Annotated in this window: 17 protein-coding genes; 5 read left to right on the plus strand and 12 right to left on the minus strand. The window is 72.4% G+C overall.

Annotation, left to right across the window (positions count from 1 at the left end):
- Nucleotides 1-180: 180 nt before the first annotated feature.
- Nucleotides 181-384, minus strand: a complete 204-nt coding sequence (locus tag FKD65_RS38930; protein WP_141584345.1) for a hypothetical protein — start codon at nucleotides 382-384, stop codon at nucleotides 181-183.
- 220 nt (nucleotides 385-604) lie between these two features.
- Here FKD65_RS38930 and FKD65_RS38935 point away from each other — a divergent pair, with 220 nt between their 5' ends.
- Complete coding sequence (locus FKD65_RS38935; protein ID WP_141584347.1) at nucleotides 605-1,741, plus strand: hypothetical protein; 1,137 nt, start codon at nucleotides 605-607, stop codon at nucleotides 1,739-1,741.
- Nucleotides 1,742-1,983: 242 nt separating this feature from the next.
- On the opposite strand, the gene FKD65_RS38940 is transcribed toward FKD65_RS38935, so the two are convergent.
- Nucleotides 1,984-2,784: an RNA ligase family protein gene (locus FKD65_RS38940; protein WP_141584349.1), complete on the minus strand. Its 801-nt coding sequence runs from the start codon at nucleotides 2,782-2,784 to the stop codon at nucleotides 1,984-1,986.
- 215 nt (nucleotides 2,785-2,999) lie between these two features.
- Here FKD65_RS38940 and FKD65_RS38945 point away from each other — a divergent pair, with 215 nt between their 5' ends.
- Both FKD65_RS38945 and FKD65_RS38950 read left to right on the plus strand, forming a co-directional pair.
- A complete protein-coding gene (locus tag FKD65_RS38945; RefSeq protein WP_141584351.1) occupies nucleotides 3,000-5,465 on the plus strand; it encodes an aminoglycoside phosphotransferase family protein in 2,466 nt (821 codons plus the stop codon).
- Entirely contained in the window at nucleotides 5,462-6,439 is a 978-nt protein-coding gene (locus FKD65_RS38950; RefSeq protein WP_141584353.1) for a phosphotransferase family protein, read from the plus strand. The genes FKD65_RS38945 and FKD65_RS38950 overlap by 4 nt, the downstream gene beginning before the upstream one ends.
- 691 nt (nucleotides 6,440-7,130) lie before the next feature.
- On the opposite strand, the gene FKD65_RS38955 is transcribed toward FKD65_RS38950, so the two are convergent.
- Together FKD65_RS38955 and FKD65_RS38960 are read right to left on the minus strand one after the other, a co-directional pair.
- On the minus strand, nucleotides 7,131-8,579 hold the full coding sequence (locus tag FKD65_RS38955) for a serine hydrolase (RefSeq protein WP_168221319.1): 1,449 nt from the start codon (nucleotides 8,577-8,579) through the stop codon (nucleotides 7,131-7,133).
- Nucleotides 8,580-8,764: 185 nt separating this feature from the next.
- Entirely contained in the window at nucleotides 8,765-9,403 is a 639-nt protein-coding gene (locus FKD65_RS38960; RefSeq protein WP_141584357.1) for a TetR/AcrR family transcriptional regulator, read from the minus strand.
- Nucleotides 9,404-9,693: 290 nt separating this feature from the next.
- Between FKD65_RS38960 and FKD65_RS45950 the strand changes: the two genes are divergently transcribed.
- Entirely contained in the window at nucleotides 9,694-10,224 is a 531-nt protein-coding gene (locus FKD65_RS45950) for a zinc-binding dehydrogenase (protein WP_240809824.1), read from the plus strand.
- A gap of 24 nt (nucleotides 10,225-10,248) precedes the next feature.
- Here FKD65_RS45950 and FKD65_RS38970 read toward each other — a convergent pair whose 3' ends face one another.
- From FKD65_RS38970 to FKD65_RS38985, 4 genes are all read right to left on the minus strand, one after another.
- Complete coding sequence (locus tag FKD65_RS38970; RefSeq protein WP_141584359.1) at nucleotides 10,249-10,614, minus strand: Mth938-like domain-containing protein; 366 nt, start codon at nucleotides 10,612-10,614, stop codon at nucleotides 10,249-10,251.
- Between the two features lie 145 nt (nucleotides 10,615-10,759).
- Nucleotides 10,760-11,737, minus strand: coding sequence for a DUF1259 domain-containing protein (locus FKD65_RS38975; protein ID WP_168221320.1), 978 nt, complete (start codon nucleotides 11,735-11,737; stop codon nucleotides 10,760-10,762).
- A gap of 325 nt (nucleotides 11,738-12,062) precedes the next feature.
- A complete protein-coding gene (locus FKD65_RS38980) occupies nucleotides 12,063-12,719 on the minus strand; it encodes a response regulator transcription factor (protein WP_141584363.1) in 657 nt (218 codons plus the stop codon).
- The gene (locus tag FKD65_RS38985) at nucleotides 12,716-13,897 is read right to left on the minus strand and encodes a sensor histidine kinase (RefSeq protein WP_168221321.1); all 1,182 of its coding nucleotides are present in this window, start codon (nucleotides 13,895-13,897) and stop codon (nucleotides 12,716-12,718) included. Before FKD65_RS38985 ends, FKD65_RS38980 begins: the two co-directional genes overlap by 4 nt.
- 270 nt (nucleotides 13,898-14,167) lie before the next feature.
- Here FKD65_RS38985 and FKD65_RS38990 point away from each other — a divergent pair, with 270 nt between their 5' ends.
- Nucleotides 14,168-15,274 carry an alpha/beta hydrolase gene (locus tag FKD65_RS38990; RefSeq protein WP_168221322.1) on the plus strand — a complete coding sequence of 369 codons (1,107 nt, stop codon included), beginning with the start codon at nucleotides 14,168-14,170 and terminating at the stop codon, nucleotides 15,272-15,274.
- A gap of 23 nt (nucleotides 15,275-15,297) precedes the next feature.
- Here FKD65_RS38990 and FKD65_RS38995 read toward each other — a convergent pair whose 3' ends face one another.
- From FKD65_RS38995 to FKD65_RS39010, 4 genes are all read right to left on the minus strand, one after another.
- On the minus strand, nucleotides 15,298-16,644 hold the full coding sequence (locus tag FKD65_RS38995) for a class I adenylate-forming enzyme family protein (protein WP_141584370.1): 1,347 nt from the start codon (nucleotides 16,642-16,644) through the stop codon (nucleotides 15,298-15,300).
- The gene (locus tag FKD65_RS39000; protein WP_141584373.1) at nucleotides 16,641-18,320 is read right to left on the minus strand and encodes a thiamine pyrophosphate-binding protein; all 1,680 of its coding nucleotides are present in this window, start codon (nucleotides 18,318-18,320) and stop codon (nucleotides 16,641-16,643) included. Before FKD65_RS39000 ends, FKD65_RS38995 begins: the two co-directional genes overlap by 4 nt.
- Nucleotides 18,321-18,436: 116 nt before the next feature.
- Nucleotides 18,437-19,363, minus strand: a complete 927-nt coding sequence (locus tag FKD65_RS39005; protein ID WP_141584375.1) for an ACP S-malonyltransferase — start codon at nucleotides 19,361-19,363, stop codon at nucleotides 18,437-18,439.
- Nucleotides 19,360-20,301, minus strand: a complete 942-nt coding sequence (locus tag FKD65_RS39010) for an ACP S-malonyltransferase (RefSeq protein WP_141584377.1) — start codon at nucleotides 20,299-20,301, stop codon at nucleotides 19,360-19,362. Before FKD65_RS39010 ends, FKD65_RS39005 begins: the two co-directional genes overlap by 4 nt.
- Between the last annotated feature and the right edge of the window lie 26 nt (nucleotides 20,302-20,327).

Raw genomic sequence — 20,327 nt, forward strand, 5'->3', positions numbered from 1 at the left:
CCAGGACCGGCCTACGTCAGAGAGCGGACATCAAGGCCCCCGTCGCCGAGGGACCCCGCGTCCTGAGGGCCGCTCGTCAATCGGACGGGCGGCGGGCGCCGTGCGGGTTGATCGAGGTCATCCCAGCGCCGTCCCGGCGTGATTTCGGTGCAGGCCCGCGCAACGTGACCAACGGGACGGTCAGGCGAAGTCCCTGCGCTTGATCTTGGCGCGGCGGCCGTCGGGGTGGTGGAAGACGATCCCATCGGCGAGGTGGCCCGGAGCGAACCTGCTGTCCAGCTTGGCGAGGTAGTCGCGCAGGCCGTCCGCCTGGATCCACTTGTCCTCGGCCCCCTCCGCGGCGTCGTCAGGGGGCTGGGGCTTCGCCCAGCTCAGCGCCACCATCCCACCTCACTGCACCACCGCCCGTCTGCTTGCGACGGGGTCCGGGCCCGGCCCGGCCTTCCGTGTCTTCCTACGTGCTGGCAGCACATGCCGGCACTGCGTGCCTGCCTCCCAGCACGCGGGCCCGACGAGATCTTGGTGGTTGCCGTGGTGGTCGGGCCTGGGACGGTAGTGCTCGAAAGCAACAACAATCCAAATCCCCGAAAGGAGGGAATCTCGCATGTCCGAGATTTCCGACAACCAGCTGCCCGTGCCCGCCGGCCGGCAGACCGACACCCGTGCCGCCCGGATCTCCTGGCGCCACCGCCTGAGCGCCTGGGCACACGGCGTCGACCAGGCCGACTACGTTTGGGCGCGGCACGTCGGGGCCTCCCACGAGGAGGTCCTTGAGGCCGACGGCATCAGCTGCCTCTACCTCTACCGCTACTGCGGGGCGCGGGCGGCCGGTGCCGACCACGCCGAGGTGCTGGCCATTCACGAGCTACCGGCCGACCTTTTCACGTACGCCAACGCGCGGAGGGTCGGCGCCGACCACGCCGAGGTGCTGGCCATTCACGAGCTGGGCATCGACTTCCGGGCCTATGCCACTGCTCGTGGGAACCGCGTCAGCCACTCGGAGATCGTGGAAGCCCACAACGCGGGCGTCGACGTCCGTGCCTACGCTGACGCGCGGGGGTACGTGCGCTCCTCGGTGTGGACCGTCCGGATTGCGCCGGAGCGCGATGTAACTCATCTGGAGGTCCTGGAGGCCCACGCCATGGGCATCGACGTGGCGTCCTACGCCAAGGCGCGGCAGCTGTACGACGCAACGCACGAGGTCGTGCTGACCGGCCACGCTCATGGCATCGACGTGGCCGCCTACGCCGCGGCCCTGAAGTACGGCGCGTCTCCTGCGGAGATCCTCGACGCCCACGCCCACGGCGTGGGCATCGGTGCCTACGGGCATGCGCGGGAGAACGGGGCCACCCATGCGGAGACCCTTGACGCCCACGCCCACGCCATGGACATCTACACCTACGGCTGGGCGAGGGCGAATGGGGCCACTCATGCGAAGGTCCTCGACGCCCACGCCCACGGCGTGGACGTCGGTGACTACGCCGACACGCTGGACGTGGCCACCCACGAGGAGGTCCTGGACGCACACGCGCACGGCGTGGACGTCGGTGCCTACGCCTGCGTGCGCTTTGGGCACGACGTCTCAGGGGAGACGACTCATGCCCAGGCCATGGAGGTGTTCGCCAACGGCATCGACTTCGAGGCGTTCATCGACCTGAGGATCATGCGTCCTGACGCCGAGCACGCGGAGCTCATCCGAGAGCTGCTGGCTTCGGCCGATCGCGGTGACCTGAAGGCGTAGGGAGCCGCGTCGCGGCTTCGGCGGTGACACCCACCGCCCCCCTTGACACGGAGGGCGGGCAACACGGAACTGACCCGCCTTGACGGGTGGGCGACATGGAACCGGTCCGCCTTGACGGCGGGCCGGTTTCCTTGCCACCGCCTCCCCGCGGAGCGCTGTCGGTGTGCATCTGGCGAACGGGCCTCGCCGGTGCCGGGCTCCCTGTCCGCCCCCGTCCGCCGGCAGCGCGGCGATTCCGTTCGTCAGGCGAAGTCCCTGCGCTTGATCTTGGCGCGGCGGCCGTCGGGGTGGTGGAAGACGATCCCCTCGGCGAGGTGGCCAGGAGCGAACCTGCTGTCCAGCTTGGCGAGGTAGTCGCGCAGGCCGTCATAGCTGCGGGGCACGTCCTCGTAGGTCGGCACCTGAAGGTTGAAGGGGACGCACCGGTGCTCTTCGAGCCCCAGCGGGTTGCCCTGGATGCGGGGGCCGAGCGCCTCGCAGGGATGCTCGCCGTCCGGCCACGCGGAGACGTCGGTGTTGCGGGCCGCCGCCTGGATCCACTTGTCCTCGGCCCCCTCAGCGGTGTCGACGTACCAGCCGTCCACGATCCCCTGCTGCTTCTGCGCCTTGCTCGGGTTGCGCCGCTTCTCCACCCGGACGAGATGCCCCGAACGCACCGTGAGGCGGACGTTGGTGCCGTCGAGCTTCTCGGTGCCGGTCCCGGCCCCTTCGAGAACCCAGGCGCACTCGGCCTTGGGCCGGTCGACCACCCGGAACCGGTCATCGCGCTCGAAGAGCGTGGGGATCTTCTCCATGACGTCCCTTCCCTTCTCGACCTGCCCGAGCAGTTCCTCGTGGGTGATCGCGCCTCCGGCCAGCCCGCCGGCCAGGGCCCGGACGAGGTCGGCCACGGAGACCCCGGCGTCGACGGCGACGTGCTTGAGCGCCTTCTTCTCCTCGGGAGAGACCCAGGCGACCAGCCGCGACCAGCCCTCCGGGGGCGTCCAGCGCGCCAGGCGGTCGGGGTCCTTGCGCGGCCGTCCGCGCCCCTTGCCGGTGCTCATGCGGAGGATGCTAGAACGATCATAACCTTGTGTCAATTGGCATAACAGAAATCAGCCGGAGCGCCCAGGCGTGTTGACGATCACCTCGACTACGGCGCGGGCTCGTTGATTTCGGCTGGAGAGTGGTCGGCGCGCCCCGTTAGGGTCGGACGGAGCTTGCCGCCGTGCCCCGCCGGGCCGGCGGGAGCGACCACCTGGACTCACGGGAGATCCCCATGCCCCTCGAACCCCGGTTCCGGCGGGTGGCCGCTCTGCACCGCCCGTTCGTGGACAGGGAGGCGGTGATGGCCGCGTTCGCCGACGCATTAGGAGACCGGCGCGACGCACCGTGCGTGTTCAACGTGGTCGGAGTGGGAGGCATCGGCAAATCCCGCCTCCTCCAGGAGATGAAGCAGCGCAGCGCCGAGACGCACCGGACCGCGACGATCGACCTCCAGGTCCCCGCGATGCGGCAGCAGGAGGACGCCCTCGCCGTCCTGCGCGTCGAGCTCGGCCGCCAGGGTGTGCGGTTCGACCGCTTCGACATCGCCTACGCGGTCCTCTGGCAGAGGCTTCACCCGCACTTGCGGCTCACCCGCAAGGAGCTCCCGTTCGCGGACGAGAGCGAGGCCCTCTCCCAGATCATCGACGGCGCGGCCGGCGTCCCCGTGTTCGGAACCGGCGTGGGCCTGCTGCGCCTGCTCGGCAAGGCCACGAGCGGCATGCGGCAGCGGCACCGCGTCAAGACCGACGACACCCTCAGCCGGCTCGACGACCTCACCAACGCCGAACTCGCCGACGCCGTCACCTACCTGTTCGCCGAAGACCTGCGGGACGGCTCCGACCGCCCCTACCTCCTCTTCGTCGACGCCTACGAGGCGCTCGCCCCCGCATCCGCGAGGTCGGGCCACGCCGCGGCCCGGGACGTCTGGCTCCGCGACCTGATCGCCCAGCTCGACAGGGGAGTGGTCGTCGTGGCCGGCCGTGAACCCCTGGCCTGGGCGGCGCACGACCCCGGCTGGACGGAGGTGGTCCGGCACCGGCGCGTGGACGGCCTGCCGATGGAGGCCCGGCTCGAACTCCTCGCGGACGGCGGCATCACCGACCAGGCCGCGCGGCAGGCGATCGCGACCGCCAGCCAGGGCCTCCCCTTCTACCTCCACCTGGCCGTCGACACCCGCACGACGGTCCGGCAGGCGGCGGTGGTCTCTTCCGAGGAGATCCTCCAGCGCTTCCTGGCCCACGTCGCGCCCGAGGAGATCCGCACGCTGGAGTTGCTGAGCGTCGCCCGGATCTTCGACTACGGCATCTTCCAGGCCGTGGCGGACGCGTTCGACCTGCCCCGGCACCGGATGGCGTGGGAATCGCTGACCGCCTACTCGTTCGTCTACCCGGCCGGGGCCCACGGCCGCCGCCTCCACCAGCTCATGCACGCCGCGCTGCGGGACCGGCTGTCACCAGGCACCGTCCGCGACGTCCACGCCCTGCTCCGCGAGCTCTGGGACTCCCGCGCGGAGGGCGACGACGCTGCCGAGGACGGCGTCGCCACCCGGGCCCGCGCGATCCGCGAGGCCGCGTACTGCGGCCTGCGCGCGGGCGTCCTCGACGGCGCGGACATCCTCGCCTACGCCGACAAGGCCATGACGCACGGTGCCAAGCAGGGCCTCGACGGCGTCGCCCAAGACCTGCGCGCCTACCTCGACGCCTCTCCCGATGACCAGGACCTCGCCCAGACGGCCCGCTGCCTGGAGGCCGAGTCGGCCGTCATCCTCGGGGACGCGGCGACCGCCACACGGCTCACCCCCACCATCGACTGGTCGCTGGACGGCGTACCCGGCGCACGCCTCGCCCTGGCGGGCGCCCACGGCCGCCGGATCGCCGGAGCGACCGGCGAGGCGCAGATCCTCTTCCGCCGGGTGTGGAACGACCACTCCAGTCCCGTCCGGCTGCGGGCGGGTTTCTGCATGGCGGACCTGGACATGTGCCAGGGACGCTTCGGCGACGCTCTCTCCATCACGCAGCAGATCCTCACCGACGCCCCCGACGACGACCTCGTGCTGCGCGGCGACGCGGTCCGCCTCCAGCACCTCGGGTACCGGTTCGGGTTCGACCTCGACGCGTCCGCCCGGTCCCTGGAGACCGCCGCCGCCCTCTACGAGCGGGCGGGCGCCGTCATCGGCCAGGCCGAGATCAAGACCAACCGGGCGGAGCTGCTCGCCTGGACCGACCCGTCACGCGCCGTCCCGGCCGCCGCCGACGCGATCGAGACGCACCGGGGACTCGGCGCCCACCACGAGATCGGCAAGGCGTTCACCGCGCTGGCCATCGCACAGTTCCGGCTCGGGCAGCACCTCCCGGCGGCCGCGTCCTTCCAGGCCGCCACCGAGGCCCTGGAGCGGGCCCGCTACCGCTCCGGCCGGGCCCGCGCGGAGCTGTTCCGGGCCTTCCTGCACGCCCGGACGGGCGACACCGCCGCCGCCGAGGCGTCCGCCCGCTGGGCCGTCGCCGAACTGGTCGCCGCGGAGGTCTACCCCACCCTCCTCATGGTCGCCGGCCACTTCCTGGACGCCCTCGGCGCGTCCGACGAGCACACCGCGGCGGTGGCGGACCGGGCCCGCGCCCAGATCAGCCCCCCGGACCTGCTGCCGTTCCTGGACGACCGGGCGCGCGGACTGGTGACGACGATGCTGGAGGACGGGTGAACTGGCGGAGCCTGTACGAGCGGGCCCGGGTGCACGGCGACGCGGCGGCCGGGTACTACAACGACAACATCCGCGTCGACACCCCGGACGGGCCGGTCGTCGTGCGGATCCCGATCCACGGCGCCGACATGATGGACCTGCGCCCCTGGCGCGAGGACCGCGTCCTCGCCGCCATCGCCCCCCACGTCCGCGACGCCCCCCGCCTCCTGCACGTCTGCGCCGACCCGGCGTTCCAGGTGCACGAGTTCATCGCGGGTGACGTCCTCAACGACGTGGCGCCGCGCGGCGTGCCCGTCCCACCGCACGTCCTCGACGACGTCGTGCGGCTGTTCACGCAGCTCGCGAGGGTCCCCAGGCTCCCCGACGTCCCCGCGTACTGGCCGGCCGACGAGGACACGGTCGCCTTCGCGTGCCTGCTGTCCGACCTGACGCAGCGCGTGTACGACACGTTCCGTGCCGACTACGCCGGCCTCTTCGCCTCTCTGGCGATCCCCGCCGACCCCTTGAGGCCGGTGGGCGACCTTTGGCGCGACCTCACGCCGCGCCCCTTCACCTGCGTCCACGCCGACGTCCACCGCCGCAACATGATCGTCGCCGGTGGCTCGACCACGTTCCTGGACTGGGAACTCGCGCTGTGGGGCGATCCCGTCTACGACCTGGCCGTCCACATTCACAAGATGGGCTACCTGCCCGAGGAGCACGACGCGCTCGTCACCCGCTGGCAGGCCGCCATGCCGTCCGCCCACACCACCGGCTGGCGGCATGACCTCGACGCCTATCTGGCCCACGAACGCATCAAGTCGGCGATCGTCGACTCCGTCCGCTACTCCCAGCTCTTCGCCAAGGGCGGCCCCTACCCCTATCCGGAGCCCGACCTCCTCGCCTCCCTCACGGCCAAACTCAATGCGGCCCGCCCCCACTGGCACATCCACACCCCGCTCGATTCCCGAACCGTGGAAACCGCACTCCGCTGACCGACCGGGCCACGCGACCCCTGGACGTTCAGCCCGGGACGAGCGGCGCCGCCTCACCGCCACCGGCCGCCCGGCCTTCCAGGTCGGGGACCGGCCGTCGCCGGCCGATCCCCAGGTCAGGCACCCGGTCTCCGCCCCCGGCAGGCGAGACCAGGTGCTCGCGGGTCAGCGACCCTGGTTGGTGAAAATCCACCAGTCGTGTGTCGGGCAACCTGAAACGGTAGTCTCTTTTCCGCCGACCACCTTCGTTACTTCCTGCAATTTCTGGCCGCACCTGACCCTGGTGTTCCCGTGGACGGGAGTCCCCCTGGAAATCTCCACATCACATTTCTTCTCCATGGCCGACCTCCAATTTGGTTTGTAAGAACTCTGACAAGACGCCGCGTGCCGGATGCGCGAACGCTCGGGTCACCGTACCGGACCAGAGGATCGGCGGAATCCGGCTGGGCCTGGACTCCCGTTGCGCGCCCTGCCCCGCTCACCGCGCGAACGAGGAAGGCCGTCCTCCGTCCCGAAAGCCGCCCGGCTCCTCGGCGGAATCTGACGCTCACCACGACGCCGTTCCTCCCCAAGCCGCCTTCCTGAAGACCTGCGGCCGCGAGGACGATCACGTCCCGGAGGCTCGGGCAGGTGCGTGGACGGCGAGCCGGGTTTGCTCGCCGTCCACGGGGTGCGTCTCCTGCCGGCGGGGTCAGTTGCGGGTGGCGCGCTTTTCGTAGGCGTCCATGGCGCGGCCGAGCTGGGCGAACTTCTCGGTGTAGGTGAAGGGGTAGATGCCGGGAGGCGTCTCCGGGCGGTCGGCGTCGATGTACTGGGTGCCGAGGTTGGAGAAGACGCTGATGATGTAGTGGCGTCCGCCGCGGCCCGGCAGCGCCCGGACGATTCCGGCGTTGGCGGCGGAGTTGTTCACCCAGCCGGTCTTGTGCGCGAAGGTCACCTCGGCGCGCTTGTTGCACGGCCGCACGTCCCGGCCGTAGACCGCGCCCTCGCCCGGGATCGTGACCGTCCCGTCAGGGCCGACCCAGCGCGCGGGGGCGGCGTTGGGCAACCCGGGAGCGGGGTAGGAGCCGCCGCACCAGTTGGTGGTCGACAGCATGTCGTTGAACCCCTGCTGGGCCAGCTCGCTCATGAAGAACTTGCGGGAGGCCGCGCTGAGGACGTCCCTGGTGACAGGGCTGCCGTCCGGTGCCTTCCAGACGGTGCCGGGGGCGCCGTTGACGAGGGTCAGCAGCTTGGCCGTGTCGAGGGAGCTCATCGTGACCTCGTTGGACCAGCGGCCGCCGTTGCTGGGCCTGGTGCCCTTGAGCTGGAGGGTCTCCAGCCCGAGGCTCTGGAACGTCCGGTTGAGCGGGTCCACCGCGTTGTGGTCGTGCAGCAGTTTGATCAGAGCGCAGGACGCGGCGTTGGAGGACCAGGTGATCGACTCGTCGAGGTACTGGCGCACCGGCTTGGCGGTGGCCTCGCCGCACAGCGGGCTGATCTCCACGGGCGCGTAGGTGTAGGTGGAGTCGAGGGTGATCGCGCCCTGGTCGACCAGGCGCAGGACACCGAAGGCGACCATCAGTTTCAGCGTGGAGGCCGGGTAGTTGAGCATGTGGTCCAGCGGGGCGTCCTCGCGGCCCGGCACGACGTCGATGCTGCCCTGCCCCTTGTTCGCGTACCAGCCGGCGTCGTCCCACTGCCGCCACCGGACCGCCGTCGTGGCGAGGTTCCGGTCGACGGGCACGACGACGCCGTCGCGGTGGCTGGGGCTCATCAGGACGGTGCCGGACGAGACGGGCCTGCCCCTGCGGTCCAGTTCGATGATGGTCGCGTCCACCTGAGGCTGCTGCGAGATCGGCTGGGCGTCGGCCGCCCGCGCCAGGAGCCTGTTGCGCTGCGCGGACGTCTGCCGCGCCTCCTTGTCGACCGTCGCCTTGACCAGCGCCCTGCCTTCGGCCGACGTCGGCGGGGCGGTGTCGAGCACGTCCTGGAGTCTGAGCCCGTCCAGCGTGGTGCGCAGCCGCGCGGCGACCGCGCTGCCCTCGGCGTTCACCTGCCGGACGTCTGCGGAGCCATCTGGAACCGACCCGACCGACACGGCCACGCCCGCACACGCCAGCACGACACCGGCGGCGCCCCCGATCCACCTGCGAAGCATTACGCTCTCCTTTCGGTCCGAGCCCAGGATTGTAGTGATCAATTGTGAAGATTCACCGGCGAATCTCCACGTGAAGCAAACAGGGCTATAAAAGGCAATATCGTCTGCCCGATTCGTCCCGGAGAGGTGGCCGGCGAGCCGATCGTCCACCCGCATTCAGCGAGCTACTAGGACGCGACGGGGGTCTACGGCTGGAAGGGCTCGTGCCCGAGGCGCGGCGCCGGGGGCAGCGGCGCGGGCGTCTCCATTTCCGGGACGGCGTGGAACGCCTCGACCACGTAGGCGGCGAAACGGCGGGACGCCTGGAGCCGGGCGTCGTGCGGCAGGTCCTGGACGCCCCGGTGCGCCATGAGCATGAGGATCAGGTCGTCGACGACGAAACCGGAGCGCAGCCGGCCGCTCCGCTGGGCGCGGCGGGCCAGCTCGGCGACCGCCCGCAGGGTCCGCTCCCGGTCGACGGCGAAGTCCATGGCCTCGGGAAAAGCCGCCATGAAGGCGTCGGCGAAACCCCGGCTGAGGGCGTGGAGTTCGCAGATCCGCTCGACCAGGCCGCGGAACCCGTGCCACGGATCCGGGTCCGCGAGGGCGTCGCGGACGATGGCGCGGCAGGCCCGCCGCTGCTCGGCGAAGGCCTCCGCGATCAGGGCCTGCTTGGTCGGGAAGTGCCGGTAGAGCGTGGCCGGGCCGACGCCCGCGTGGCGGGCGACCTCCCGCATGGGCGCGCCGAGGCCCTCCTCGCCGAACACCGCGCGGGCGGCGGCCAGGACGCGGGCCCGGTTCTCGCGTGCGTCGGAGCGCGCGGCGTGAGGCAAACGGCCGGTCATCGCCTCTCACTTTAGCCAACCGGACGGGGGCGTCCGCTACGGTCCGACGACGGGTGACGCCCCCGTTTCGGCACCCCGGCCGGTCCGCTCGAGGGCCGGTTCGCCGCCCACGGCGACCGCCGCCGTGCCCCGTCCGCAACGCCCTGAGGAGCCAGGATGAAAGCCGTCGTGATCAGGAAGTTCGGCGACCCCGGCGGGCTGGCGGTCGTCGACCTGCCCGTGCCCGTCCCCGCCCCGGGGCAGGTGCGGCCCTCGACCGGGCCCGCCTCGCGCCCGGCGAGGCGCTGCTCGTGCGCGGCGCGGCGGGCAGCATCGGGATCACGGCGGTCCAGCTCGCGGCCAGGCTCGGCGCCGGCGCGGTGGCGGTCACCACCTCCTCGGCGGAGCGCGGCGCCCGCCTGCGCGACCTGGGCGCGACCCACGTCCTCGACCGTTCAGGCGATGGCGGCGGCCCCGGCGCGCCGTCGGGCTTCGACGTGGTGATCGATGTCGTGGCAGGTCCCGAGCTTCCCCTGTTCCTCGACAGATTGAATCCCAACGGGCGGTTCGTGGCCGTCGGAGTGGTCGGTGGCCAGCCACCGGAGGATCTCGGCATGCGGCTGATGGACGCCTTCCGCAGGTCGCTGTCGTTCGCCACCTTCAGCTCCGACACCGTGCCCGCCCCCGAAAGGCAGGCCGTGCGGTCGACCCAGTTCACCGAGGCCGCGAACGGAGACCTGCGCACGGTCGTCCACGAGGTACTGCCACTGGCCGAGGCGGCCCAGGCCCACCGGAAAATGGACAAGGGCGAGGTATTCGGCAGAACCGTCCTGGTCCCCTGACCTCCTGTCGGCTTGTGGCCGTTGTCAGCACGTCGAATGGAACAGGCCGCCGACAGGCGTCGTCCTGGCCAGCTCGTTGTAGAGGGCCGCGGCCGCGCTGGTCTCTTCCATGTGCACTTCGACCCCCGCTTCCTCCAGCATCTCGAGGGTCTCCGGCATGGTCAGCAGTCGTAGCTCCATGCCGCGGCTGAGGACGACCACCGTGCAGCCGTGGTCGAGGAGTTCCTGGACGTCCGCCGGCTGGATCCCCGGCTGGTGACGCGTCCCGTGCTCGGACCAGTCCCAGGCGCGGCCGCCACCGGGGTAGAGCTTGAAATCCCTGCCCGGCTCGAGCCCCTCGACCTCTATGCGGCCCCAGGAGACATGTGTGATCTGAGGTGACGTCGCCATCCCGGCTCCCTCTCCGGCGCCCGCGCCGTATTCCGATGCGCGAATCACTATGGCCGGGGCGCCGGGCCGTTCGCCACCGGCTTTCGGCGGGACGAGGGGGCGGCCGGCGGGTTCCGCCGCCCGCCGCCTCACAGCGGTGGCCCGGTCAGGCTCGTTTGGCGGCCGTGTGGTTCAGGCCCTCGCGGATCTGGCGGGCGAGTGCGACCGGGTCGCCGACGCGGTACATGTGCGAGAAGTACAGCTGCGGGATCTCGGCGGTCTCCTGGTTGTAGAGGCAGCCCACCTCCCAGCGCCGGTGGCGCATGACCGAGATGACCGGTTGGGTCTCCGAGGCCGTCATCGAGAAGTCGGGGATCACGGCCGCCCTGCCCCGGGCGAGCGGCTGGAACTGGATGTTGGTGGACACCCCGAGGTCCGGGTCGACGACCACGCCGCCGAGCCCGATCCTGTCGGTGCGGGGCGCGGTCACCGTCACGATGCCGTTCTCCCCGACGGTGGCGTCCCCGCCGAGGATCCGGGCCAGCTCCCGTACGGGGAGCGGCGTCGTCGGGTTCGGCGGCGAGTGCTGCGGCAGCGGCGTGGACGTCCTGGCGATGACGGCGCGTGCGGCGCGGGCCAGCCGGATCGGGTCGCCGAGCCCGCGGAAGTGCACGAACCACACCATCGGGCGCAGGTCGTAAAGGTGCTGGTGCTGCGCCTGGAAGGTGAGTCCCTGGGCGATGAACGCGTCGATGACCGGTTGGATCTCCTGGGGCCGCAGGGCCAGGTCGCCGTTGAGGATCGCCTTGCCGCGCCCGAGCGACTGGAAGAACAACTCGTTCTGGATCTGGAAGCCGTCCTTGAACCTCACTCGGGGACGGCCCCCGCTGACGTGGAGGTCCGTGCGGTCCATCTCGACTTCGAGGACCCCGCTCTCGCTGACGCGGCCGTCGGCCTGAAGTATCGTCTCGATCGCCTTGACCGGAAGCCGCTCCGCCCCGGGCGGCCTGGTCTGCGACGGCGCGGGACGCGGAGTCGCCGTGCCCGCGGTCGACGGCGCGGCGGTGCCGACGGCCGCCGCCGCTCCGGTCGCGACCAGGGCCGCGACAAGTGCGGCGCCACCGCAGAACCGGCCGAGCGTCACTCGCCGCGTGGTTTTGGACGAACTGTTAATGATCATAAGATTTCCCCCCCGTTCGGTCCAAAGTCCTGCCCTGACCTGGGCAACCGCGAACGCGGGCGATGATCAAAGGAGCGCATTGTGGCGCGCGAGGCCGCATCTTGCGGAAGATGCCCCAAGGTGAACCTTTTGGTGGAAGAGGCATATTGCCCCTATAGGGGAATCTCGTCCTTTAGCGGCGGCAGCAGGACGACGCCCCACAGGGCGTACCGTCGCGACTCCAGGCGGTGTGTCAGGGAGCCGGGGGCATCGGCGATCTGCGCCGGCGTGAACGCGGGTCCGTGGTCTCTCAGGTGGTGTCCTCGGCGAGGCGGGCGGTCAGGCCGACCTCCTGGGCGACCACGGCCGCCTGGACCCGGCTGCGCAGGCCGAGCTTGGTGAAGATGCGGCTCACGTGGGTCTTGGCCGTGGTGTCGGCGATGTCGAGGCGGCTCGCGATCTCGGCGTTGGTGAAGCCGTGGCCCAGGTAGCCGAGGACCTCCTGCTCGCGCGGCGTCAGCGCGTCCACCTCGATCTTGTCGGGGACGGACCGGTGGGCGAACGCGCTGATCAGCTTGCGGGTCACCTCGGGCGCGACGACGCCGTCGCCGCGCTCGACGAGCTGCACCGACTCCACGAGGCGCTCGGCGGCGACGTCCTTCAGCAGGAAGCCGACCGCGCCCGCGCGGAACGCGCCGAAGACGTACTCGTCGGTGTCGAAGGTCGTCAGCACGAGGACGTTGGTGAGCGCGGCGATCTGGCGGGTGGCGCTGATGCCGTCCAGGCCCGGCATGCGGACGTCCATCAGCACGACGTCCGGCTTGAGCTCCTTCGTCATCTCGACGGCCTGGTGGCCGTCGGAGGCCTGGCCGACGACCTTGATGTCGGCCTTGGCGTTGTCCAGGATGAGCGCGAGACCGGTGCGCACGGCGGCCTGGTCGTCGGCGACCACCACTCTGATCGTCATGATCGCTTCTCCTTGTCGGGGGGCGCGCCCAGGTCCATGCAGCTGACCGGCAGCGAGGCCCGCACCCGCCAGCGCTGGCGGACGGGGCCGATCTCGACGTGGCCGCCCAGCAGGGAGACCCGTTCCCGCATGCAGGTGAGCCCGGTGCCCGTGCCGAGCGCCGAGGAGGAGGACGAACCGCCGCGCATCGGGCTGTCCACGGCGATGCGCAGCTCGCGCCTGGCGTGCTCGATGAGGACCTCGGTGCGGCCGCCGCCGCCGTGCTTGAGGGCGTTGGCCAGGCTCTCCTGGACGATCCGGTACGCGGCGACCTCGACCGGGCGGGCGAGCTCGCGCCGGGCGCCGCGGGTGCGCAGGGTGACGGCGAATCCCGCCGCCTGCATGTTCTCGACGAGCTCGGCGACCGCGTCGATACCGGGATCGGTGAGCGGGGAGGCGGTGTTGTCGCGCAGGACGACGATCAGCCGCCGCATCTCGGTGAGCCCGCGCTGGCTGCTGGCCCGGATCTCGTTCAGCGACTCGCGCACCGCGACGTTGTTGACGTCCAGGAGGGACAGCCCGGCCGAGGAGTGGATCGCCACCGCGCTGAGGTGGTTGGAGATCGTGTCGTGGAGCTCGCGGGCGACTCTGGCACGTTCCCATGACAGCGCGCGCTCCTGCTCCAGGTGCGCGACCTGGGCGATCCGCTCGGCCCGCAGCCGCTGCAGTTCGGCCCGGTCGCGCTGCTCGCGGACGGTCAGCCCGGTGACCACCGGCACCACCAGCAGCAGGCCCGCGTACACGATCGCGACGAGCCCGCTGCCCGGCGAGTGGGTGACAAGCGGCGTGCCCACGGCCACCAGGGCGCAGACCGTCACCGCGACGCGCAGCAGCCAGCCGGACAGGCGCTTGGAGCCGTACACGCCGACCGCGTACAGCACGTCGGTGACGATGACGATGACGGCGAGGGAGGGGCCGAGCGCGACGTCGATCGCCAGCGCGCTCGCGCCGAGCGCCAGCCCCCGGCCCGGGGTGCGCCGGCACAGGAACTCGGCCGCGCCCACCAGCACCAGCGGGACGAGCCTCAGCTCCACCGGCGGCGCCCACGCCGACCAGGGGGAATAGGCCCCGGCCGCGAGCAGCGCGAGACCGAGGACCACGGCGACCATGCCGGCCCATATGTCTCGGCTGAATGTCACACGCTTCATCCATCCGCCCGGATGAAAATCTGTGGATCGGAACGGCCAGCCAGGGATTGGCCCTCGGACAGGTTGTCAATTCCCAGATGATCAGTGGACTAACGCATCATAGCGAAGGGGGTGGGTACGCACAGAGTCGTGAAACAGCGACGAACAGTCACTGGACGGTCGGTTTCCCTGGTCGCCGCCCTCGCGGCTTTGACGGCCGCGACCGCGCTATTCCTGCTCCTCGTTCCGCCCGTTTCGATGACAATGTGGCAGCTGGGGTTGATGGTCGCGGAATTCAGCCTGTTGCTCGCCGCCGTCGCCGCCGTGGGCCTCGCCGCCTCCGTCGCGCTCGCTCGGACCGGGGCCCGGTGGAGCGCGCGGCTCGCCGGGGGCCTGTGCCTGGCGGCGCTCGCGGTGTCGCTCGTCCCGGTGGCGTCGGCATGGCGCGCCGCCGACCGCAGCGGGGCGTCGCTGTCCCTGAGCGGGTACTTCGCGGGGCTCTCCACCAGCGTGGGGGAACGGCCGCACACCGAGGTGTACGCGGACGTGGGCGGCCGGAAGCTGCGCCTGGACGTGTGGCGCCCGCGCGGTGAGGAGGCGGGCGGCCCGGCGGCGTCCGGGGGCGGGCGCGCCGCCGCGCCGGCCGGCGCGGGCCGCCCGGCCGTCGTGATGGTCCACGGCGGGGACGGGCCGGACGTGCCGAGGAGCTCGACACCGCGCTGGGACGTATGGTTGGCCGAACGTGGCCACGTGGTCTTCGATAGCGATTACCGTGCGTTTCCGAAAGGTCGCTGGAAGGAACCGCCCGGCGACGTGAAATGCGCGGTGGGCTGGGTCAGGCAGAATGCGTCGAGGTTCGGCGTGGACCCGTCGCGGATAACGCTGCTGGGCCAATCGGCGGGCGGTTACCTTTCGCTGCTGTCCGCCTACTCCGCGGGGGACGGCCGGATACCCCCGAGCTGCCCGGCCGCCGACACCTCCGTGCGGGCGGTCGTGGCCTTCTACGCACCGGCCGACTGGACCTACATCTATGGCCAAGGCCCTAACCTCCGGACCTCACCGTGGTTCGTCGCGGACGGCCGCGAGAAGCTGAGGGACATGATCGGCGGCACCCCGGCCGGCAGGCCGGAGGACTACCGGCTCGCCTCGCCGATCACGCACGTCCGCCCGGGGCTGCCCCCCACCCTGCTCCTTCAGGGCGGCCGCGATCCGCTGCAGCCGCCGGACGACACCCGGCGGCTGGCCGACCGGCTGTCCGCCGCGCGGGTGCCCCACCGGCTGGTGGAGATCCCCTACGCCGACCACTTCTTCGACATCGACTGGGGCGGCTGGGGCACGCAGATCAGCCGCGCCGCGGTGGCGGACTTCCTCGCCGAGCACGGCGGCTGACCCCGCCGGCGGGCGCCGCACCGTCATCTCCGCAGGGTCTCGGCCAGCCGCCGCACCCGCCGCCGGTCGAGCTTGCCGTTGGCCAGCCGGGGGAGCGCCCGCACCAGGTGGACGACGCGGGGGCGCAGCGCCGGCGGGAGGTCCCGGCGGCAGGCGGTGCGCAGGTCGTCGGGGGTCGCCGCCGCGCCGTCGGCGGGTTCGACGATGGCGACCACCGTGTCCCCGCGGGCGTCCGCGCCGGGCAGCCCCACCACGGCGGCGTCCACGACCCCGTCGTGGCGGCACAGGACGTCCTCGACGTCGGCGGGGGCGAACGTCTCGCCGTGCACGATGATGATCTCCTTGGCCCGTCCCCGCACGTAGAGGTAGCCGTCGTCGAGGGAGCCCAGGTCGCCGGTGCGCAGCCAGCCGTCCCCGGTGAACGCCGCCGCGTCGGCCTCGGGGTCGCGGTGGTAGCCCGTCATCAGGCCGGGACCGCGCACCTGGATCTCGCCGTCGCCCGCGATCCGCACGTCCGTGCCGGCCAGCGGCGGGCCCACCGAGCCGGGACGGACGGCACCGGGCGCGCTGATCGCGACGTTGGGGCCGGCCTCGGTCAGCCCGTAGCCGTCGTAGAGGTCGGCCCCGACGAAGGAGCGGAACTCCTCGGCGAGGGCCGCCGGGAGGACCGCGCCGCCGCAGTTGCGGAACCTCAGCTCCCGCAGCCTCCGGCGCACCTCCTTGTCCTGGCGCGCCCGGCGCAGCATCATCGCGTAGAACGACGGCACCCCGTCGAGGGACGTGGTGCGCGGGTCGTGCAGGGCGCCGAGCGTGCGGCCGAGGTGCGGCGCGGTGAGCAGGTGCATCCCCGGCCCGTACCGCTGCCACATGCCGAGCACGCTGAACCCGTACGCGTGGCTCAGCGGCAGCGGCAGGACGAGCGTGTCGCCGGAGTAGAGGCCCAGCCGGTCGCGGGTCGCCGCGCTCTGGTAGTCCAGGGCCGCCCGCGACAGCACGACCGCCTTGGCCTGCCCGGAGCTGCCGGACGTCCAGAAGACCGCCGCCGCGTCGTCCGGGAGCATGTGCTCGGGGTCCGGCTCGCACGGCCGGACGAGGACGTCGACCGGGTTCGTGGCCGACAGCAGCGCGACCGCGCCCGAGCCGGGGCCCCGGCCGCGCCGCGGGCACAGCACCAGCGGCGCCCCGACCCGCGCCGCGGCGAGCGCGGCCACGACGATGACGGTGCCGCCCGCCGGGTCGACCGCGACCGCCCGGCCCGGCCCGGCCGAGCAGGCGGCGAGCCCGCGCGCGGCCTCGTCCACGACCGCGCGCAGCAGCCGCGCCGGGATCTCGGCGCCGTCGACGGCCAGGTGGCCGGGGCCGGCGCTCACGACGCGCTCCCGAACAGGCGCCGCACTCCCACCGGCACGTCGTCCTCCAAGGGCCGGACCCTGACCACGGCGGGACGTCCGCGCCCGGCGGTCTCGCGCGCGTCCTCGATCGCGGCGCGCAGCGCCCCGTCCCCGGACGGGGCGGCGAACGTCCCGCCGAGCCGTTCGACGATCGCGTCGACGGGCAGCTCCGCGTCGAAGCGGGTGACCTCGTCCGGCGCGCCCTCCTGCCCGCGCAGCCACCGGGGCCACCCGAAACCGGAGTTGTCGAAGACCACCACGACCATCCCGAGGCCGTGGGACGCGGCGGTGGTGAGCGCGGACAGGCTCATGTTGAGCGCGCCGTCCCCGCACAGCACCACCGTGGGACGCGACGGGTCGGCGGCGGCGGCGCCGAGGCCGGCGGCCACGCCGAAGCCCATCATCGTCTGCTCTCCCGGGACCACCACCGAGTTCCGGGGGCCGACGCTGAGCACCGGCCAGTGGTAGGACCAGATGTCGTTGAGTCCGTTCTCGTGGACGAGCACCGCGCCGTCGCCGAAGACCGCCGCGACGGCGCCCAGCGCCGCCCGGACCGGGCTCTGCTCGAACGGGGGCGCGGCGCCGTACTCCTCCAGCGCCGCCTGCCGGTGCTCCGCCACCCGCTTCAGCCACGCCTCGCGTCCGGCGGCGCCCGCCCCGGCGCGGGAGGCGAACGGCTCGGCGAGGGCCGCGAGCGTCAGCGCGGCGTCGCCGAGCAGCGCCTGCTCGGGTTCGAGCGCGGTGCCGAAGACGCCGGGATCGCCGTCGACGTGGACGAGCCGCGCCCGGTCGAGTTCGGGCCAGCCCATCCGGGCCGTCTCCTCGAGGCGGGTGCCGACCGCGAGGACCACGTCGGCCTCGGCGGTGATCCGGTCGATCGGGGGCGTGGTGTAGAGCCCGGCGAGCCCGACCGCCAGCGGGTGGTGCTCGTCGACCGAGCCGCGGCCCGCGGCGGTCGTCATCAGGGGCGCGCGCCAGCGCTCGGCGAGAGCGGTCGCCGCCGCGCCCGCGCCGGCGGCCCGCGCGCCGCCGCCGAGCAGGACCAGCGGCCGCCGGGCCCCGGCCATCACCTCGGCCGCCTGGTCGAGGTCCGGCCCGGGGGGACGGGTGCGCAGCCGCCGCACGGGCCCGTGGCCGGACGCGGGGCCGGGGACGTCGGTCTCGTCCAGCACCTCATGGGCGATCTCCACCACGGCGATCCCCGGACGGCCGTTGACGGCGAGGTGCACCGCGCGGCGCAGCGCCCAGACGAGCCGGTCGCCGCGGTCGACCAGGAGGTGGGCCTTGGCGAAGGGGCGCGCCATCGCCGCCTGGTCCACCTCCTGGAAGCCGCCGCGCCCCAGGCCGGGGGCGGGGACGCGGGTGGTGACGACCACGACGGGAGCGCACAGCGACGCCCCTTCCATCAGCCCGGTCAGCGCGTTGGGAAAGGGCGGCCCGGACGTCAGGGCCAGCACCGCGGGACGCCCCGACACCAGGGCGTGGCCCACCGCCGCGCAGGCGCCGGCGCGCTGGTCGCGGACGGCGAGCGCGGGCATGCCGGCCCGCCGCCGGACGGCGTCCAGCAGGCCCGGCTCGTCGGCGGGGAGCCCCACCGTCAGGCCGCACCCCGCCGCTTGCAGGGTGGCGGCCGCCACGTCCCATGCCTGGGGCATCGCTCACCTCGCGTAGTAGAGGACCAGCCCGATGATGAAGGCCACCAGGACGATGCCTCCGAGGACTCCGATGTTGATGTCCCATGGGCCGATGCCCACGGTCACGCCGGCGACGATCATGCCGCTCCGCTCCCTTCCGTTCGCAGGGCCGTCTCCGGCCCGATGGCGGTGACTTCCTCGAAACGACCGTGCGAGAGACGGTCGAACAGGTTGCTCGGCCCGGGGACGCGGACGCGCCGCACGCCCATCTCCCGCAGCGTGCGCACGGACTCGGGCCATTTCACGGGCCGTACGTACCCGTCCAGTAGCATTGCGTGCACTTGGTCCCCGCTTTGGATGATTCGGCCGTCCTGATCGGAGACCACCGGCAGGACCGGATCGGCGAACCGGAACCCCGCGTAGACCTCGTCGGCGAGGATCCGCCGCAGCTCGGCGAGCGCGCCGCAGTGCGTCGCGGGCCACATCGTGTAGAGCGGGATCCCGCCCGCCCTCCGGACGCGCTTCCTGAACCGCTCGACGGCCTCCTCGTGGAGGCAGACCGCGTAGAAGTCGGAGTCGAGGTGGGACGACAGCTCCGCCCAGTCGCCCTCCTCGGTGCTCTCCGCCATCAGCCGCTCGAACCGCTCGGGCGGCGTACGGAAGAAGAAGTGCGTGACGATGCGGCGCGGGTCGGCGGTGAAGTAGGCGAGCTCGCGGCGCGCCGAGAGGGCGGCGAGCCGGATCAGGTCGGGGTAGTCGAGCGACCGGCTGTAGGCCGTGGCGGCCATGCCGCCGAAGCTCGGCCCCACGCAGACCGAGGGCCGCAGCCCGGCGTGGTCGGCGGCCCAGTCGGCGAGGGCGAGCGAGTTGACCACGAACGCCAGCTGGGCGGCCTCGGAGTAGTCGGCGGTACTGGCGCGGAACTCCTCCAGGAGGTCGTAGCCGAGCACCTCGGAGGCCTCGGCCAGCCTCCGCCGCGCGTACGGGCTGCGCGTCATGAACGCCCCCACCGCGTCGAAGTTGGACGGCGCCATCCCGGGGAAGACCACGGCCTCGAGGTTCATGACGCGCGCACCGCCGATCGCGCGGCGGGGAGGTCGGCGGCGGTCAGGTACGCGTCGATCTCGAACGTGGCCGAGGTGAAGTCCAGCGACTTGCGGACGAAGTGGCCCGGCCCGATGACGGTCACCCGCTCCACGCCGAGCTCCGCCATCCGGTGCAGCCCGCGGTCCCAGTTGACGGTGTGCGTGTACTGCTCGACCAGCGCGCGGTGGACGTCCTCCTGCGTGCGGAGCTCGGCGGCGTCCATGTTGCAGATGAGCGGGGCGCGCGGGTCGCGCGGCGCGTCCAGGTAGTGGAACTCGGCCGCGAAGCGCTCCTGCACCTCGGCCATCATCGGGTGGTGCGCGGGCGGGCCGTAGGGGATCAGCACCCCGAGCCCGCCGTGCGAGAGCGCCCGCCGGTTGAGCTCCTGGAGCGCGGTCACCGCCCCCGTGGCGATCATCTGGTCGTCGGCGGTGTACGCGCAGGGGCCGATCAGCATCCCCTCGTCCGCCAGGGCCCGCATCGAGCCCCGCAGGCCGGAGACGTCGACGTTGTAGTAGAAGGCCACGCCGTACTCGCCGCCCCCGTACACCTCCTCCTCGACGGTGGCCATCGTGTGCACCATCCGCGCGGCGTCGCGGAACGAGACGCTCCCCGAGCAGTGCGCCGCGGTGATCTGGCCCAGGCTCAGCCCGGCCATGAGGAACGGCGGCGGGCGGTCGCCCCACACCAGCTCGAAGATCGCGGCACTGAGCGCCAGCGAGGCGGGACGCACGACCGGGCCGTGGTTGATCTCGTCGGGGTCGGGGCCGAGGAAGCGGGCGGCCAGGTCGAGCCCGACGGCCTGCGACGCCTCGGCGAGCCGGGCGCGGACCAGCGGGACCGACTCGTAGAGGTCGTGGTAGTCCCCGGGTTTCACATGGACTTGCGGGTTGAAGAGTACGGCGGTCCTTGGCATGGCGGTCTTCTCCTCGTGGATCCTGC

This window comes from Actinomadura sp. WMMA1423, assembly GCF_006547145.1.
Lineage (GTDB): Bacteria > Actinomycetota > Actinomycetes > Streptosporangiales > Streptosporangiaceae > Spirillospora.

Excerpts from the sequence above, each read along its gene's own strand:
- FKD65_RS38955 (WP_168221319.1), bottom strand. The coding sequence starts at position 8,579 with ATGCTTCGCAGGTGGATCGGGGGCGCCGCCGGTGTCGTGCTGGCGTGT.
- FKD65_RS38960 (WP_141584357.1), bottom strand. The coding sequence starts at position 9,403 with ATGACCGGCCGTTTGCCTCACGCCGCGCGCTCCGACGCACGCGAGAAC.
- FKD65_RS38945 (WP_141584351.1), top strand. The coding sequence starts at position 3,000 with ATGCCCCTCGAACCCCGGTTCCGGCGGGTGGCCGCTCTGCACCGCCCG.
- FKD65_RS39005 (WP_141584375.1), bottom strand. The coding sequence starts at position 19,363 with ATGAACCTCGAGGCCGTGGTCTTCCCCGGGATGGCGCCGTCCAACTTC.
- FKD65_RS39000 (WP_141584373.1), bottom strand. The coding sequence starts at position 18,320 with ATGCCCCAGGCATGGGACGTGGCGGCCGCCACCCTGCAAGCGGCGGGG.
- FKD65_RS38980 (WP_141584363.1), bottom strand. The coding sequence starts at position 12,719 with ATGACGATCAGAGTGGTGGTCGCCGACGACCAGGCCGCCGTGCGCACC.
- FKD65_RS39010 (WP_141584377.1), bottom strand. The coding sequence starts at position 20,301 with ATGCCAAGGACCGCCGTACTCTTCAACCCGCAAGTCCATGTGAAACCC.
- FKD65_RS38990 (WP_168221322.1), top strand. The coding sequence starts at position 14,168 with ATGGTCGCGGAATTCAGCCTGTTGCTCGCCGCCGTCGCCGCCGTGGGC.
- FKD65_RS38970 (WP_141584359.1), bottom strand. The coding sequence starts at position 10,614 with ATGGCGACGTCACCTCAGATCACACATGTCTCCTGGGGCCGCATAGAG.
- FKD65_RS38935 (WP_141584347.1), top strand. The coding sequence starts at position 605 with ATGTCCGAGATTTCCGACAACCAGCTGCCCGTGCCCGCCGGCCGGCAG.
- FKD65_RS38940 (WP_141584349.1), bottom strand. The coding sequence starts at position 2,784 with ATGAGCACCGGCAAGGGGCGCGGACGGCCGCGCAAGGACCCCGACCGC.
- FKD65_RS38930 (WP_141584345.1), bottom strand. The coding sequence starts at position 384 with ATGGTGGCGCTGAGCTGGGCGAAGCCCCAGCCCCCTGACGACGCCGCG.